Below are 15,597 nucleotides of genomic sequence, written 5' to 3'. Positions count from 1 at the left end.
CTTCCGGGTGATTCGGACCGCGCGGACCCGAAGGAGGACTGGGGAAAACGAAACGCCCCGGCGCAAGCGCACGGGGCGTAGCTCGACCGGCCGTCCGGCCGCACGGGGCGGCGGAATCCAGGAGCTCTTCCAGTGTCACCTGCGCGGGTCGTCCGCCGTTCAGCGGATCCTTCGGCCACCGCGCCCTCTTCCGAGCACGCGGTAACGACCAGCGGTCTTTGGCTTCTACAGGAGGGTACGGGAACGGATCGCCGTCAAGCAAATCCGCCCGTACGCCGGATCAGCTCGCGTCGAGCTCCTTGAACATGCCGGCGAGGTCCGCGACCTCCTTGGCGGGCGGCGCCTTGACGTCCACCGGCTTGTTGTAGTCGAGGAAGGTGATGGTCATGTCGAGCGGGCCCTTGGCGGCATCGCCCTTCATGCGGAACTGCTTGGTGTGGTCGTCGCCGTCGATCCACATGTCCATCGTGAGCTTGTCGACGCCGAGCTTCTCGAACTGCTTGATGCTCTTCTCGCGCTGCTTACGGGTGTCCGACTTGGCGTCCTTGGCGGAGGCGCGCAGGTCGGCGAGGGTGACCGTGCCCGAGTAGTGGGTCGTCTCGACACCGTCGACCTTCTCGGAGCCGACCTTCTTCACGTCCTTGGCGCCCGTGAGGAAGGCGGACTGGTCCGCCGGGTTCTGCTCGGCCTGGCTCGTGCTGCTGGCCGCCTGGTCCAGTTCCTTGCCGGCCTCGGACCCGGACAGGTCGAACTTCATCCAGCGCTTGCCGTCCATCTCCTTGGCCATCTCGGCTCCCCCACCGAGGTACATGGCCTTGTCGACGAGGCGGATCTCGATGGCCTCGGCGGTTCCCTTGTCGGGCGCCGTCATCTTCATGCTCATGGCGACCGTGGGCTTCAGGCGCATCGACGCCTCGCCCTTGACCCGGCCCTCGCCCGGGGACGTGCCGCTCAGGCGGTACCGGAGGGACGTGATGTCCTCCGTGTTCTTCGCCGCCTTGGCGACGGCGGCCGCGGGCGTCATCTCCGGCGACTGCTCGGATCCGCAGCCGACCGCGCCGGCGGCGAGCAACAGCGCGCCCAGCCCGGCGACGGGTATGGATGTCCTCATTGATTCCCCCCAAGGAATACATGATTGCTTCACAGCAAGGCGGTGAGCCTATCCCAGAGGGGCACAAGTGACCTATCCGAATTCCCGGCAGCCTCAGGGCGTACCGGTTGTACCGGCCTTCTTCCGCATCAGGTCCGCGAAGTCCCCGGTGTCGGAGAGCGGGGGACGCTCCGCCCGGACCCGCACGCCGTAGTCGCGGTAGTGCGCGGTCTGGGTCATCCGGCCGGTCGTCATCCGCGCCTTCTCCACCTTCTTGACCAGCAGGTTCCGCTCGTCGACCCAGATGTCGACGGTCTCGGTGGTGACGCCGGCCTCGGTGAGCTGCTCCTTCAGGCCGTCGTCGGTGACGTCCGCCGTGGCCACGGTGCCGGAGTAATGCGTGGCGGTCCGGCCGCGCACGGTCTCCTCGCCCATCTTCCGGACGTCCCCGGAGGCCAGCAGGAGTTTCACGGACTGATTGGGCGTGGTGGTGCGCATCTGGTCGCCGAGGTGGGCCCCGGAGCCGCCGGTGAGGGCTTCGAGGTCGTCGTACGCGTACCGGATCCAGTGTCTGCCGTCGGTCTGCTCGGCGAACTTGTCACCCATGCGCGCGTAGTAGGCGTCGGGCAGATAGCGGGCCTCCATCGAGGTGGTGCCGAGCCTGCGCATGGTGTCGGCGATCGTGCCGCCGGTGTAGGTGATGGTGAGGGTGCCGGTGATGCCGTCGCTCCAGCCGAGGGTGCCGTCGGCGGTCATGGACATCAGCGAGCCCATGGTCGTCGTGGACTCGACCCGGGCGGACTCGGCCCGTGCGGTGGCCCGTTCGGCGGAGCGCAGGGCCGCCAGGGAGGTGCCGCGCGCGGCACGGTCGTCCTCGCCCGAGCGGTCGGAGGAGTCCGAGAAGGTGCAGGCGGCCACCCCCGTCAGTGCGGTCGCCAGCGCGAGCACCTGGCCCACGCGGCGCACGGTCCTGCCCTGCATACGTCCCCCCGTTCGCATCCGGTTCCCGCACGTTAACCCAGGCCACCGGCGTACGTACCGGAAAAGGGAACGGGCCCCGCACCTGTGAGAGGTGCGGGGCCCGTGACCGGTTGGGCGAGCCGTCAGGCTCAGACCGCGGCCGGGTCCTCCTCGACGAGGAGGTTGCGGGTGCGGTTGGAGTCGACCGGAATGCCGGGGCCCATCGTGGTGCTGATGGCGGCCTTCTTGATGTAGCGACCCTTGGCGGCGGACGGCTTCAGACGGAGGATCTCCTCCAGCGCCGCGCCGTAGTTCTCCACCAGCTTGGTGTCGTCGAACGACGTCTTGCCGATGATGAAGTGCAGGTTCGAGTGCTTGTCGACGCGGAACTCGATCTTGCCGCCCTTGATGTCGTTGACAGCCTTGGTGACATCGGGGGTGACGGTGCCGGTCTTCGGGTTCGGCATCAGACCACGCGGACCGAGCACACGGCCGAGGCGGCCGACCTTGCCCATGAGGTCCGGGGTGGCGACGACGGCGTCGAAGTCCAGACGGCCCTTCGACACTTCGTCGATCAGCTCGTCGGCGCCGACGATGTCGGCGCCCGCGGCACGAGCGGCCTCGGCACGGTCACCGGTCGCGAAGACCAGGACCCGGGCGGTCTTACCGGTGCCGTGCGGGAGGTTCACGGTGCCACGGACCATCTGGTCGGCCTTGCGCGGGTCGACACCCAGACGGAAGGCGACCTCGACGGTGCCGTCGAACTTGGTCGTGGAGGTCTCCTTGGCGAGACGGACGGCCTCGAGCGGGGCGTAGAGCTTCTCCCGGTCGATCTTGGCGTCCGCAGCGCGAAGGGACTTGCTGCGCTTGCTCACTACTGCTCCTGTGGATTCTTAGGAGTCGTGGTCCGGGCCGAGCCGGCCCTGCCACTTCTGCTGATGGAGTTGGGACTCAGTCCTCGACCGTGACGCCCATGGAACGGGCGGTGCCGGCGATGATCTTCGCGGCGGCGTCCAGGTCGTTGGCGTTGAGGTCGGGCATCTTGGTCGTGGCGATCTCACGGACCTGGTCACGCGTGATCTTCGCGACCTTGGTCTTGTGCGGCTCGCCCGAGCCCTTCTCGATGCCCGCGGCCTTCAGGATCATCTTGGCGGCCGGCGGGGTCTTGGTGATGAAGGTGAAGGAACGGTCCTCGTAGACCGTGATCTCCACCGGGATGACCCAGCCACGCTGCGACTCGGTCGCGGCGTTGTAGGCCTTGCAGAACTCCATGATGTTGACGCCGTGCTGGCCCAGCGCGGGGCCGACCGGCGGAGCCGGGTTGGCGGCACCGGCCTGGATCTGGAGCTTGATGAGCCCCGTGACCTTCTTCTTCTTGGGAGGCATTGCTCTCTCCGGGTCCTAGTGAGAGTTTTCCAGCCTCCGAACCGGATCATCCGGCTGGAGGCATACCGCACAACGATAACGGGTATCCATGTGCGGCCAAAAACCGAGCAGGTCAGGCAGGCTCCAGGAGCCCGTCTGACCTGCTCGGAAGCTGGTGTCTGCTAGTTCTTCTGGATCTGGTCGAAGGAGAGCTCGACCGGCGTCTCGCGGCCGAAGATCTCGACGAGGCCCTTGACCTTCTTCGAGTCCGGGTTGATCTCGTTGATGGTCGCCTGCAGCGTGGCGAACGGGCCGTCGGTGACGGTGACCGAGTCGCCGACCTCGAAGTCCAGCACCTGGACCTCGACCTTGCGGGACGGAGCCGGCTTGCCCTCGGCCTCGGCGGCCTCGCGGGCGGCCTTCTCCTCGGCCTCCGGGGCGAGCATCTTGACGATCTCGTCCAGGGTCAGCGGGTACGGGTCGTAGGCGTTGCCCACGAAGCCGGTGACGCCGGGGGTGTTGCGGACGACGCCCCATGACTCGTTCGTCAGGTCCATGCGGACGAGGACGTAGCCGGGGAGCTTGTTCTGCTTGATCGTCTTGCGGTCGCCGTTCTTGATCTGGACGACCTCTTCCTGCGGCACCTCGGCCTGGAAGATGTAGTCCTCGACGTTGAGCGAGACGGCGCGCTGCTCGAGGTTGGTCTTCACGCGGTTCTCGTAGCCGGCGTAGGTGTGGATCACGTACCACTCGCCGGGCAGGACCCGCAGTTCCTCGCGGAGCTTCTCGATCGGGTCGCGGTCGTCCTCGGGCTCTTCCTCGAGTTCTTCCGCGGCCTCTTCGGCGTCCTCGGTCTCCGCTTCGGCGTCGTCGTCCGCGACGGCGTCGGCAGCCTCGACCTCGGCGGAGGTCTCGGTGTCCTCGCTGTCCGCGCCCTCGACGGTGTCGAGCTCGTCCTCGACGGACTCGACAGGCTCGATGGCGTCGTTCACGTTCGGGTCAGACACGGTGGCTGCTTCTTCCTGGATACATAGGGGTGGAACATGCGAAAGGAGCGCCGGGTACCTCGGCGCTCTTCGCGGGCTGCTCAGCCGAACACGTACTTGGCGGCGTTGCTGAGTCCATAGTCAATCACGGTGACCAGGCCGATCATGATGACGACAAAGATGATCACCACGGTCGTATACGTCGTCAGCTGGTTGCGCGTCGGCCAGACGACCTTGCGCAGCTCCGCGACGATCTGGCGGTAGAAGAGGGCCAGGCGCTTCAGCGGGCCCTTCTTGCCGCGCTTGCCGCCCTTGCGGGCCTTCTTGGACTCCGGCGCCTCATCCTGGGCATCAGGCATGTCGATGGAGCCCACGGCGTCCGTCACTCGTCCTCACCTGATTCCGGGTCGTGGCCGTGCCGCGCCCGGTCTGAGCCGCACGGCGGTGCATTGCTGTACGTACATGCGCACACATCCTGGCGAAGGTGTGTGTAGCAGGGCCGGAGGGACTTGAACCCCCAACCGCTGGTTTTGGAGACCAGTGCTCTACCAATTGAGCTACGACCCTTTGTGTGTCCCCCAACGTACCGCATCCATCCGGATGCGTGGTGTGCACCGAACGGGCGCGGCCTGCTGAAGGCCAACGAGGTGAGAGTGTACGTGGTCTGCGGCCGGTCGTCGAACAGAAAGGGCCCGCGGGAGGCCCCGTTGGCATGAGATCACCCCGGGAACAGGGGGCGGGGCGGTGGGTATCAGGCTGAAGATCGCCCAGGCCGGGCGGCCGATCCGTACTGTTGTCCGGGGGTTTGCCCGACGTTGTTCAGTCTGTGAAACCCCCGTGCCGCGAGCGTTTCCGGTCTGAAACGATGGGGCCCATGAGCCCTGCAACCCCTCCCACCGAGCGCCGGGTCTCCGCCCGAGTCGGCGCGATCTCCGAGTCCGCCACCCTCGCCGTGGACGCCAAGGCCAAGGCCCTCAAGGCAGCCGGGCGGCCGGTGATCGGCTTCGGCGCCGGTGAGCCCGACTTCCCGACCCCGGACTACATCGTCGAGGCCGCGATCGAGGCCTGCAAGAACCCGAAGTACCACCGCTACACGCCGGCCGGCGGTCTGCCCGAGCTGAAGGCCGCGATCGCCGCGAAGACGCTGCGCGACTCGGGCTACGAGGTCGACGCGTCGCAGATCCTCGTCACCAACGGCGGCAAGCAGGCCATCTACGAGGCCTTCGCCGCGATCCTGGACCCGGGCGACGAGGTCATCGTGCCCGCGCCGTACTGGACGACGTACCCGGAGTCGATCCGGCTGGCCGGGGGTGTCCCGGTGGAGGTCGTCGCCGACGAGACGACCGGCTACCGGGTGTCCGTGGAGCAGCTGGAGGCGGCCCGTACGGAGAAGACCAAGGTGGTCCTCTTCGTGTCGCCCTCCAACCCGACGGGCGCGGTGTACAGCGAGACCGAGACCGAGGCGATCGGCCGCTGGGCCGCCGAGCACGGCCTGTGGGTGCTGACCGACGAGATCTACGAGCACCTGGTCTACGGCGACGCCTCCGCCGTGTCGCTGCCGGCCGTGGTGCCCGAGCTGCGCGACAAGTGCGTCGTGGTCAACGGTGTCGCGAAGACGTACGCGATGACCGGCTGGCGGGTCGGGTGGATCATCGGCCCGAAGGACGTGGTCAAGGCCGCGACGAACCTCCAGTCCCACGCCACGTCGAACGTGTCCAACGTCGCGCAGGTGGCCGCGCTGGCCGCAGTCTCCGGTGACCTGGATGCCGTGGCGAAGATGCGTGAGGCGTTCGACCGGCGCCGCAAGACCATCGTGCGGATGCTGAACGAGATCGACGGCGTGGTGTGCCCGGAGCCGGAGGGCGCGTTCTATGCGTACCCGTCGGTGAAGGGCCTGGTCGGCAAGGAGATCCGGGGGCGCCGGCCCAAGGACACCGTCGAGCTGGCCGCGCTGATCCTGGAGGAGTCCGAGGTCGCGGTGGTGCCGGGTGAGGCGTTCGGCACGCCCGGCTATCTGCGGCTGTCGTACGCGCTGGGTGACGAGGATCTCGTCGAGGGCGTGAGCAGGGTGCAGAAGCTGCTGGCGGAGGCCAGGGACTGATCCCAACCTACTCACGTGAGTAGGTTGGTAACGGGCCGTTCCCCTGGCGGGGAGCGGCCCGCTTTCTCGTGTGCGCGTGTTCTCGTGTGCGCGTGCGAGCAAGACCACGTTCGGGGAAAACGCTGTCGGGACGGCTGAGGCATACGGCAGGATCCTGGGATGGAGCGTGTACGTGATGTCTCTGAACTGCCGAAAGCCCATCTGCACCTGCACTTCACCGGGTCGATGCGACCCTCGACCGTGCTGGAACTGGCCGACAAGTACGGGGTGCGGCTGCCCGACGCGCTGAGCGAGGCGCTGGTCAGCGGGGAGCCGCCGAGACTGCGGGCGACGGACGAGCGGGGCTGGTTCCGCTTTCAGCGGCTGTACGACGCGGCGCGCTCGTGCCTTCGGGAGCCGGAGGACATCCAGCGGCTGGTGCGGGAGGCCGCGGAGGAGGATCTGCGGGACGGCTCGGGGTGGCTGGAGATCCAGGTCGACCCCACGTCGTACGCACCGCGGCTGGGGGGTCTGATCCCAGCGCTGGAGGTCATCCTCGACGCGGTGGAGACGACGTCGCGTGAGACGGGGCTCGGTATGCGGGTCCTGGTCGCGGCGAACCGGATGAAGCACCCGCTGGACGCGCGCACGCTGGCCCGGCTGGCGGTGCGGTACGCGGACCGGGGCGTGGTCGGCTTCGGGCTCTCCAACGACGAACGCCGGGGGATGGCTCGGGACTTCGACCGGGCGTTCGGCATCGCGCGGGAGGCCGGGCTGCTGTCGGCGCCGCACGGGGGCGAGCTGACGGGCCCGTCGTCGGTGCGGGACTGCCTGGACGACCTGGGCGCGAACCGGATCGGGCACGGGGTCCGGGCGGCGGAGGACCCACGGCTGCTGAAGCGTCTGGCCGACCGGGGTGTGACGTGTGAGGTGTGCCCGGCGTCGAACGTGGCGCTCGGTGTCTACGAGAAGCCGGAGGACGTGCCTCTGCGGACCTTGTTCGAGGCGGGTGTCCCGATGGCTCTGGGCGCGGACGACCCCCTGCTGTTCGGGTCCCGGCTGGCGGCGCAGTACGAGATCGCGCGGCAGCATCACGGGTTCACGGACGCGGAGCTGGCGGAGGTCGCCCGGCAGTCGGTCCGGGGGTCGGCGGCACCAGAGGATGTGAAGGAGAAGCTGCTGGCGGGGGTGGACGGCTGGCTGCTGTCCTAGCGCCCGGCCTCTCCTCCCGGAGGCCGACCTCCTAGAGGAGGCTGACCCCTACCGTCACCGGCTCGTTGACCAGCGTGATGCCGAAGGCCCCGTGGACCCCGGCCACGACCTCACGGGCCAGGGTGAGGAGGTCCTCCGTGGTCGCGCTTCCCCGGTTGGTGAGGGCCAGGGTGTGCTTCGTGGAGATGCGGGCGGGGCCGTCGCCGTAGCCCTTGGTGAAGCCCGCCTTGTCGATCAGCCAGGCGGCGGAGGTCTTGGTGTGGCCCTCTCCCGCCGGGTAGGCGGGGGGTTCGGCGTCTTCGCCCAGGCGCTGCTTCACGCGCGCGCGGAACGTCGCGAAGTCGGTGTCCGTGAGGATCGGGTTGGTGAAGAAGGAGCCGGCCGACCAGGTGTCGTGGTCCTCGGCGTCCAGGACCATGCCCTTGCCGGCGCGGAGCTTGAGCACCGTCTCGCGAGCCGATGCGAGCGGGACGCGGTCGCCGGCCTCGACTCCGAGGGCGCGGGCCGTCTCGGCGTACCTGAGGGGGGCGGAGAGACCGCCCGCGTCCTCCAGGGAGAAGCGCACGCGCAGCACCACGAATCGCTCCGGGTCGGACTTGAAGCGGCTGTGGCGGTAGGAGAAGGCGCAGTCCTCGTTGGCCAGGGTGACCGTCTCGCCGGTCCGGCGGTCGTACGCGACGACCTCGGTGATCGTCGAGGAGACCTCCTGGCCGTACGCCCCGACGTTCTGGATGGGGGTCGCGCCAGCCGAGCCGGGGATGCCGGCCAGGCACTCGATGCCGGCGAGGCCCGCCTCGACCGTGCGGGCGACGGCGTCGGTCCACACCTCGCCGGCGGCCAGCTCAAGCCGGGTGCCGTCGAGGGAGAAGCCCTGGGTGGCGATGACGAGGGCGGTGCCCTCGAAGCCCTTGTCGCCGATGACCAGGTTCGAGCCGCCGCCGATGAGCAGCAGCGGGGTGCCCGCCTCGTCGGCTTCGCGGACGACGGCGATCACCTCGTCGTCCGTCGTCGCGGTGATCAGCCGGGTCGCGGGACCGCCCAGCCGGAAGGTGGTCAGCGGGGCGAGGGGGGCGTCGTGGAGTTCCTGCACGGGCTCAAGAGTACGAGACGGCACTGTCAGCCTCGGGCACGCGTACGTGCGGCCCCTTCGGCAGGAAGTGGGGCCGCACGCGCGCGTGGCTGTCAGGGCAGGCGCCGCAGCGCCTCGGACCAGGAGAGCGGGAGGTCCTCGCTCCTCGCCTGCCAGGTGGTGAACGCCGCGTCCCTCATCTGCGGGGCGAGAGCCCGGGCAGCCGGCCGGTGGGCGCCCGAGCGGACGAAGTCGTCGAGCGCGGCCTTCGACTCCCAGGCGGACAGCGTCCAGAAGGTCCGCTTGAGGGGCTTCGCCATCAGGCTGGCCCCGTAGGCGCCCGGGCTGCTGCGCACCTGCCGCCAGACGGCGGGGGTTCCGGCGAAGAACTTGAGCGCTCCCCACAGGGTGCGGGTTTCGAACCGGGAGGCGAAGACGTGCACCTCGGTGTCGCGGGGCGGGGTGTTCGGGACGGTCCAGGGAAGGGTGGGCATGGCTGTTCCTCCTTCGGGTCGTCAGGCTCTCGGTGTCGGGTCGTCGGTCTTTTCGGCGTCAATGGGAAACGGTTTCCAGGACGGGCGCCGGTTCGGCCGGGGCCGCCTGTCGCTCGGTGTGCCGCCGGGTCGGGATCAGCAGGGCCGCGATGCCCGCGAGGCCGACCACCGCCGAGCCTGTGACCAGGGCCGGCCTCATGCCGTCGACGAAGGCCTGGCCGGATTCGTAGCCGCCCTGGGCCGCGAAGATCGACGCCATGACGGCGATGCCGAGCGCTCCGCCCACCTCGCGCAGGGCGTTGTTCGCGCCGGAGGCGATGCCCTGCTCCTGGGGCCGGACGCTGGACATCACCAGGTGCGCGGCGGGGGCGAAGTACAGGGCCATGCCGATGCCGCTGACGATCAGGGCGGGCAGCTGCGCGGTGTAGGAGGCGTCCGCCGTGGCCACGACCGACATGTAGCCGAGGCCCAGGGCCTGCAGGAACAGGCCGGCGGCGACGACCGGGCGGCCGCCGATGCGGTCCGCGAGGAGGCCGGCGATCGGGGCGACCAGCATCGGCATACCGGTCCAGGGCAGCATCCTGAGGCCCGCCTCGGTGGGCGAGTAGCCGAGGACGCCCTGCATGTACTGGCTGAGCAGGAAGATCGAGCCGAACATGCCGAGGAACATCAGCAGGCTCGCCGCGTTGATGCCGGAGAACGCCCGGGAGCGGAAGAGCCGCATCGGGAGCATGGGGTTCTTGGCGCGGGTGCTGTAGAGGACGAAGCCCGCGAGCAGTGCGGTGCCCGCGAACAGGCCCGTCAGGACCAGCGAGCCGGTCCAGCCGTCGACGGGGCCGCGGACCAGGCCGTAGACGATCCCGAAGAGACCGCCGCTGGCGAGCAGGGTGCCGGGGACGTCGAGCGGGGAGCCGGTGCCGTGCGACTCGGCGAGGCGCAGCCGGGCGAGCGGCAGCAGGGCCAGGCCCAGCGGGACGTTCAGCCAGAAGATCCACTGCCAGGAGATGTGTTCGGTGAGGGTGCCTCCGACCAGCGGGCCGGAGGCGACGGCCAGTCCGTTGACAGCGCCCCAGATGCCGTACGCCATGCCCCGCTTGGCCTCGGGTACGGCAGCGGTCAACAGCGTGAGCGTGAGCGGCATCATGACGGCCGCTCCGGCGCCCTGGACCGCGCGGGCGGCGATGAGGGAGTCGATGCCGGGTGCCATGGCCGCCGCGGCGGAGGCCCCGGTGAAGACGGCGAGTCCCACTATGAAGAGCCGGCGGCGGCCGAAGCGGTCGCCGAGGGCCGCGCCGAACATCAGCAGGACGGCGAAGGTGAGCGTGTAGGCGCTCACGGTCCATTCCAGATCGTGCAGGGCGCCGCCGAGGTCCTCGCGGATGGAGGGCAGGGCGGTGGTGACGACGAGGTTGTCGAGGGCCGCCATGAATCCGGCGACGCTGGTGATGACGAGGGCCCAGGCGGCTCCCCCGCGGCGTGCGGTCTGCTGTGACATCGCTCCCCCAAGGGGTGATCACTTGATCGATTAGTTATTGATTACTAACTTTCGAGACCATGAAAACGGCCGGCCTTCTCACGCTTCCCTGTCAGCCCTCGGCCGCCGGCGGGGTCAGCCCCGCCCAAACCCGGTGATCGGCCGGGAAACCCATGGCCACCAGGCAGTTGATGAGCATGCCCTGGGCCATGAAAGTCGTCGTGCCGTTGACGTCGGCCCCCAGCGGCAGATGGACGGTGTCCCACAGCCGCATCCAGCCCGCGCGCACGGCCTCGCCGAACTCGTGGTCGCCCTCCTCCTCGGCGGCCGCCACGGCGAGGTACATCTGCATCTGCATCATCAGCCGCTCGGGCTGTTCGGAGATGGTCGTGATGTACGCACCACCCATGGCGTGGAGGGCCTCTTCGCCCTCCAGTCCCTCGGCGGCCTCCGCGAACATCCGGATGGTGTCCTCGACGCACCGCTGGGCCGCCGCCAGGAAGATCGCCTTCTTACCGGGGAAGAGCCGGAAGAGATACGGCTGCGAGACGCCGACCCGGCGGGCGATCGCCTCGGTCGACGTGCCGTGATAGCCGCCGCGGGCGAACTCGGCCGTCGCCGCACGGATGACGCTCTCGCGCCTCTCCTCTGCACTCATCCTGGCCATACAAGTAAGTTAGTACTCAATCACTAACCACGTCAAGCGGGCGCCGAGGACTCCATATGCGTAAGGGGCGCCTCGCCATATGCGTAAGGGGCGCCTCGCCCAGAGAGCGCCCCTTACATCGTCTCGCCGCTCAGGCCAGCCGCACGACCGCTCGCGACATGCCCAGCACCTTCTGCCCGGCGCTGGTCGCCGTCAGGTCCACACGGACGGTGTTGTCGTCGAGCTTGGCCGCGATCTTGCCCGCGACCTCGATCAGGGCGCCCTCGTCGTCGTTCGGGACGACGACCGGCTTGGTGAAGCGGACGCCGTACTCGACGACCGCCCCCGGGTCGCCCGCCCAGTCGGTGACCACGCGGATCGCCTCGGCCATGGTGAACATGCCGTGCGCGATGACATCCGGCAGGCCGACCTCCTTGGCGAACTTCTCGTTCCAGTGGATCGGGTTGAAGTCGCCGGAGGCGCCCGCGTACTGAACGAGGTTCGCGCGGGTCACGGGGAAGGTCTGCGCGGGCAGTTCGGTGCCGACCTCGACGTCGGAGTAGGAGATCTTCGCCGTCATGGGATCGCTCACGCCTCCTCGGCCGCGCGGGCCACAAGCTTGGTCCAGGCGGTCACGACGTGCTCGCCGGCCTCGTCGTGGACCTCACCGCGGATGTCCAGGATGTCGTTGCCCGCGAGGGACTTGACGGCCTCGATGGTCGAGGTGACCGTGAGCCGGTCGCCGGCGCGGACCGGGCGACGGTAGGCGAACTTCTGGTCGCCGTGCACCACCCGGCTGTAGTCCAGGCCGAGCTGGGGGTCCTGGACGACCTGGCCGGCGGCCTTGAAGGTGATCGAGAAGACGAAGGTCGGCGGCGCGATCACGTCGGGGTGGCCGAGTGCCTTGGCCGCCTCCGCGTCCGTGTACGCCGGGTTGGCGTCCCCGACCGCCTCGGCGAACTCACGGATCTTCTCCCGGCCCACCTCGTAGGGCGCGGTGGGCGGGTACGTCCGCCCCACGAAGGACTGGTCGAGCGCCATGGCTCGGCACCTCCTGGTTGCTCTACTGACCGGTACGGGTCATTCAACGACGCGAGGCCGCCCCCGATCACTCGGGAGCGGCCTCGTGTACGAGCCTGTTTTATCGCGTCTCGCGGTGCGCGGTGTGCGCGTTGCAACGCGGGCAGTGCTTCTTCATCTCAAGACGGTCCGGGTTGTTACGCCGGTTCTTCTTGGTGATGTAGTTCCGCTCCTTGCACTCCACGCAGGCCAGCGTGATCTTCGGGCGGACGTCGGTGGCAGCCACGTGAGTGCTCCTTGACGAACGGATGGGATGGTTTAACGCATAGAAGAGTAGCCGATCGAAGGACCGACCCCGCAATCGGCTACTGTCAGTAGCGGTGACCGGACTTGAACCGGTGACACAGCGATTATGAGCCGCTTGCTCTACCGACTGAGCTACACCGCTGTGATGCGATCGGACCCCGCCTCGCGGCGGGAACCTCACACACCAGAGCCCCAAAACGGAATCGAACCGTTGACCTTCTCCTTACCATGGAGACGCTCTGCCGACTGAGCTATTGGGGCGAGCGATGAAGACATTACACGGTCTGCAGCCGTTCACCCAAATCCGTTTCGGGGTACCCGCCGCGGGCGCGCGGACCGTCCTGCCGACGGCTCGGAAGCGCCTGCCCTCCGGGTTCCCTTCCCGCTTCCCTCCGGCTTCCCTTCCGCACAGCGGGCCACACCGGTACGACTATTGCGCTCCTCCCCGCCATGGGCGGGAGGCCGTCCTAGGCTCGACTCACTCTGCGTGATCATGCGTCCTCCCGTGCGCAAGCCCGAGCCCCTGGAGCGCGATGCCCGACAGCCGCCCGCAGCCGCCACCGCCCCCGTCGTCCTCGCCGGGTCCGGCCGACCCGTCGCCGCTGCTGCTGTGCGGGGCGCGGCTCACCGACGGCCGGACCGTGGACGTACGGCTGGGCGGCGGGCACATCGAGGCGGTCGGGACGGCCGGCAGCCTGGCGGCGGGCGGCACGCGCGCGTGCGGGGCGCGGGTGGACCTCGGCGGCTATCTGCTCCTGCCGGCCCCTGCCGAACCGCACGCCCACGCGGACACGGCCCTGTCGGCCGACTCCGAGGGACCTGTCCCGTACGAGCCGCAGGACGTGCAGCGCCGGGCGACCGAGGCCGCGCTGCTCCAGCTCGGGCACGGGGCGACCGCGCTGCGGGCCCACGTGCGCGTGGGGGACGTCCAGGGACTGGGCGCGCTGGAGGCCGTGTTGCAGGCGCGGCGCGCTCTGCGGGGGCTGGCCGAGCTGACGACGGTGGCGATGCCCCGGGTGCTGACCGGGGTGGCCGGGGCGGACGGGCTCGCGGTGCTGCGGGACGCGGTGAAGATGGGCGCCTCGGTGGTGGGCGGCCGGCCCGACCTCGATCCGGATCCGACGGGGTACGTGGAAGCGGTCCTGGAGGTGGCCTCCGAGCACGGCTGTCCCGTCGACCTGCACACGGACGCCGAGGATCCGGCGCGGCTGGCCCGGCTCGCCGCGATGGCGGGCGGGTTGCGTCCCGGCGTGACCCTGAGTCCGTGCGGCGACCTCGGGCGGCTGCCCACCGAGGTGGCCTCGCGGACCGCCGACCAGCTCGCGGCGGCCGGGGTGGCGGTGGTGTGTCTGCCGCAGGGCGGCTGCGGCGGCGTGGACCGGCGGGGAGCGGCTCCGGTGCGGCTGCTGCGCGCGGCCGGGGTGCGGGTGGCCGCCGGGAGCGGGGCGCTGCGGGACGTTTCGAACCCCGTGGGGCGCGGCGACCCGCTGGAGGCGGCGTTCCTGCTGGCCTCCCGCTACGGGCTGGCGCCCGAGGAGGCGTACGACGCGGTGAGCGGGTCGGCGCGGGCGGTGCTGGGGCTGCCCGAGGTGCGCGTGGAGGCGGGCTTCCCCGCCGAACTGCTCGCGGTGCGCGGGGACCGGCTGGCGGGGGCGCTCTCGCTGGCGTACAGCCGGGTGGTGGTGCACCGGGGGCGTGTGGTGGCGCGGACCAGCGCGGTCCGGGAGTACTGCGATTCGGCGGCTTCGGCGGAACTGGGGCTGCCGCGGCAGGGGCGGGGGGAGGTGTCGTAGGGGCAGGGTGAGGTGTCGTAGGGGCAGCGTGAGGTGTCGTAGAGCCGGGGGCCGGTCTTGGGGCCGGTCGTGGGGCGTGGGCCGGTGGAGGCGTGGGTCGGTGGGGGCATGGGTCGGGGGGCGTGGCTGAAGTCGTGCGGCGGATGGGGGCGTCCGGGCGTACGGTCGAAGGCATGCGCATTGTCATCGCTGGTGGTCATGGTCAGATCGCGTTGCGGCTGGAGCGCCTGCTCGCCGCGCGCGGGGACGAGGTAGCGGGGATCATCCGTAAGGCCGAACAGGCCGACGATCTGCGGGAGGCCGGTGCCGAACCGGTCGTGCTCGACCTGGAGTCGGCCTCCGTGGACGAGGTCGCGGAGCGGCTGCGGGGTGCCGACGCGGCGGTCTTCGCGGCGGGCGCGGGCCCGGGCAGCGGGGTGGCCCGCAAGGACACGGTGGACAAGGCCGCGGCGATCCTCTTCGCGGACGCGGCGGTGAAGGCGGGCGTACGGCGCCTCGTGGTCGTGTCGTCCATGGGCGCCGACCCGCGGCACGAGGGTGACGAGATCTTCGACGTGTACCTCCGCGCCAAGGGCGAGGCGGACGCGTACGTGCGCGGACTGAACGCCCTGGACTGGACGATCCTGAGGCCCGGTCAGCTCACCGACGACCCCGGCACCGGTCTCGTCCGCCTGGAGGCGCGCACGGGCCGCGGGCCGATTCCGCGTGACGACGTGGCCGCCGTACTGGCGGAGTTGGTGGACACCGCCGCGACGGCCGGACTCACCCTGGAGCTGATCAGCGGACCGGTGCCGGTGTCCGTGGCGGTGAAGTCGGTGGCGGGGAACTGACGTCTCCGAGGCGGAGTTCCCTAGAACAGGGGTAGTTGGCCGGGGAATTCGGGCACCGCGTAGCCGTCCAGGGACGGCTGCTCCGCGCCGGGCAGGGCCTGACGACGGGAGCCAGGGCACGAGGTGAGTTCGCCGTGCTCCCGGGCGCCCGGCGGGTCGTGGCGCGCGTACCGCCCCGCGACGACGGCGATCTCGCGGCGGCACTCGGGGCAGTTTCTGCGGCGGGAGGACATGGGGCCAGTGTGCCGCGCGGGCGGCGCGAGTATGCCTGT

At 69.9% G+C, this 15,597-nt stretch carries 18 protein-coding genes and 3 tRNA genes; 4 read left to right on the top strand and 17 right to left on the bottom strand.

Going from position 1 to position 15,597, the window contains the following annotated elements:
• Positions 1-280 precede the first annotated feature (280 nt).
• The 7 genes from ACWIF2_RS06210 to ACWIF2_RS06180 form a co-directional block, all read right to left on the bottom strand.
• Positions 281-1,111: an LppX_LprAFG lipoprotein gene (locus ACWIF2_RS06210; RefSeq protein WP_454358868.1), complete on the bottom strand. Its 831-nt coding sequence runs from the start codon at positions 1,109-1,111 to the stop codon at positions 281-283.
• Between the two features lie 93 nt (positions 1,112-1,204).
• Positions 1,205-2,071 (bottom strand): hypothetical protein, encoded by an 867-nt coding sequence (locus ACWIF2_RS06205; protein ID WP_454358867.1) that lies wholly within the window; start codon positions 2,069-2,071, stop codon positions 1,205-1,207.
• Between the two features lie 128 nt (positions 2,072-2,199).
• Positions 2,200-2,925 carry a 50S ribosomal protein L1 gene (gene rplA, locus ACWIF2_RS06200; RefSeq protein ID WP_215119478.1) on the bottom strand — a complete coding sequence of 242 codons (726 nt, stop codon included), beginning with the start codon at positions 2,923-2,925 and terminating at the stop codon, positions 2,200-2,202.
• Between the two features lie 76 nt (positions 2,926-3,001).
• On the bottom strand, positions 3,002-3,436 hold the full coding sequence (gene rplK / locus ACWIF2_RS06195; RefSeq protein ID WP_031141270.1) for a 50S ribosomal protein L11: 435 nt from the start codon (positions 3,434-3,436) through the stop codon (positions 3,002-3,004).
• Positions 3,437-3,597: 161 nt separating this feature from the next.
• Positions 3,598-4,422 (bottom strand): transcription termination/antitermination protein NusG, encoded by an 825-nt coding sequence (gene nusG / locus ACWIF2_RS06190; protein WP_454358866.1) that lies wholly within the window; start codon positions 4,420-4,422, stop codon positions 3,598-3,600.
• An 80-nt stretch (positions 4,423-4,502) separates the two neighbouring features.
• The gene (gene secE / locus ACWIF2_RS06185; protein ID WP_104785540.1) at positions 4,503-4,787 is read right to left on the bottom strand and encodes a preprotein translocase subunit SecE; all 285 of its coding nucleotides are present in this window, start codon (positions 4,785-4,787) and stop codon (positions 4,503-4,505) included.
• Positions 4,788-4,895: 108 nt separating this feature from the next.
• A tRNA-Trp gene (locus tag ACWIF2_RS06180) sits at positions 4,896-4,968 on the bottom strand.
• Between the two features lie 307 nt (positions 4,969-5,275).
• On the opposite strand from ACWIF2_RS06180, the gene ACWIF2_RS06175 reads away from it, so the two are divergent.
• Both ACWIF2_RS06175 and ACWIF2_RS06170 read left to right on the top strand, forming a co-directional pair.
• Complete coding sequence (locus ACWIF2_RS06175) at positions 5,276-6,502, top strand: pyridoxal phosphate-dependent aminotransferase (protein WP_454358865.1); 1,227 nt, start codon at positions 5,276-5,278, stop codon at positions 6,500-6,502.
• A gap of 159 nt (positions 6,503-6,661) precedes the next feature.
• Positions 6,662-7,693 carry an adenosine deaminase gene (locus ACWIF2_RS06170; RefSeq protein ID WP_454358864.1) on the top strand — a complete coding sequence of 344 codons (1,032 nt, stop codon included), beginning with the start codon at positions 6,662-6,664 and terminating at the stop codon, positions 7,691-7,693.
• A gap of 31 nt (positions 7,694-7,724) precedes the next feature.
• Here the strand turns inward: ACWIF2_RS06170 and ACWIF2_RS06165 are convergent, their stop codons facing one another.
• The 9 genes from ACWIF2_RS06165 to ACWIF2_RS06125 all read right to left on the bottom strand — a co-directional run bounded on the left by ACWIF2_RS06165 (position 7,725) and on the right by ACWIF2_RS06125 (position 12,963).
• Positions 7,725-8,783: a UDP-N-acetylmuramate dehydrogenase gene (locus ACWIF2_RS06165; protein ID WP_454358863.1), complete on the bottom strand. Its 1,059-nt coding sequence runs from the start codon at positions 8,781-8,783 to the stop codon at positions 7,725-7,727.
• Between the two features lie 92 nt (positions 8,784-8,875).
• Positions 8,876-9,256 (bottom strand): DUF3291 domain-containing protein, encoded by a 381-nt coding sequence (locus tag ACWIF2_RS06160; protein ID WP_454358862.1) that lies wholly within the window; start codon positions 9,254-9,256, stop codon positions 8,876-8,878.
• A gap of 58 nt (positions 9,257-9,314) precedes the next feature.
• Entirely contained in the window at positions 9,315-10,751 is a 1,437-nt protein-coding gene (locus ACWIF2_RS06155; protein WP_454358861.1) for an MFS transporter, read from the bottom strand.
• Positions 10,752-10,842: 91 nt separating this feature from the next.
• Positions 10,843-11,397, bottom strand: a complete 555-nt coding sequence (locus ACWIF2_RS06150) for a TetR/AcrR family transcriptional regulator (protein ID WP_454358860.1) — start codon at positions 11,395-11,397, stop codon at positions 10,843-10,845.
• 130 nt (positions 11,398-11,527) lie between these two features.
• Positions 11,528-11,956, bottom strand: coding sequence for a MaoC family dehydratase (locus tag ACWIF2_RS06145; RefSeq protein WP_382490696.1), 429 nt, complete (start codon positions 11,954-11,956; stop codon positions 11,528-11,530).
• A gap of 8 nt (positions 11,957-11,964) precedes the next feature.
• A complete protein-coding gene (locus ACWIF2_RS06140) occupies positions 11,965-12,417 on the bottom strand; it encodes an FAS1-like dehydratase domain-containing protein (protein ID WP_454358859.1) in 453 nt (150 codons plus the stop codon).
• 100 nt (positions 12,418-12,517) lie between these two features.
• Positions 12,518-12,682 carry a 50S ribosomal protein L33 gene (rpmG, locus tag ACWIF2_RS06135; protein ID WP_003948671.1) on the bottom strand — a complete coding sequence of 55 codons (165 nt, stop codon included), beginning with the start codon at positions 12,680-12,682 and terminating at the stop codon, positions 12,518-12,520.
• 89 nt (positions 12,683-12,771) lie between these two features.
• A tRNA-Met gene (locus ACWIF2_RS06130) sits at positions 12,772-12,844 on the bottom strand.
• A gap of 46 nt (positions 12,845-12,890) precedes the next feature.
• A tRNA-Thr gene (locus ACWIF2_RS06125) sits at positions 12,891-12,963 on the bottom strand.
• A 272-nt stretch (positions 12,964-13,235) separates the two neighbouring features.
• Here ACWIF2_RS06125 and ACWIF2_RS06120 point away from each other — a divergent pair.
• Entirely contained in the window at positions 13,236-14,495 is a 1,260-nt protein-coding gene (locus ACWIF2_RS06120; RefSeq protein ID WP_454358858.1) for an amidohydrolase family protein, read from the top strand.
• A gap of 173 nt (positions 14,496-14,668) precedes the next feature.
• Positions 14,669-15,325: an NAD(P)H-binding protein gene (locus ACWIF2_RS06115; RefSeq protein ID WP_454358857.1), complete on the top strand. Its 657-nt coding sequence runs from the start codon at positions 14,669-14,671 to the stop codon at positions 15,323-15,325.
• 20 nt (positions 15,326-15,345) lie between these two features.
• On the opposite strand, the gene ACWIF2_RS06110 is transcribed toward ACWIF2_RS06115, so the two are convergent.
• Positions 15,346-15,558 (bottom strand): hypothetical protein, encoded by a 213-nt coding sequence (locus tag ACWIF2_RS06110; RefSeq protein ID WP_454358856.1) that lies wholly within the window; start codon positions 15,556-15,558, stop codon positions 15,346-15,348.
• Between the last annotated feature and the right edge of the window lie 39 nt (positions 15,559-15,597).

This window comes from Streptomyces sp. NPDC055506, from assembly GCF_053643595.1.
The sequence above is the reverse complement of the archived record's forward strand: the minus strand, read 5'-3'. Positions and strand labels throughout refer to the sequence as shown.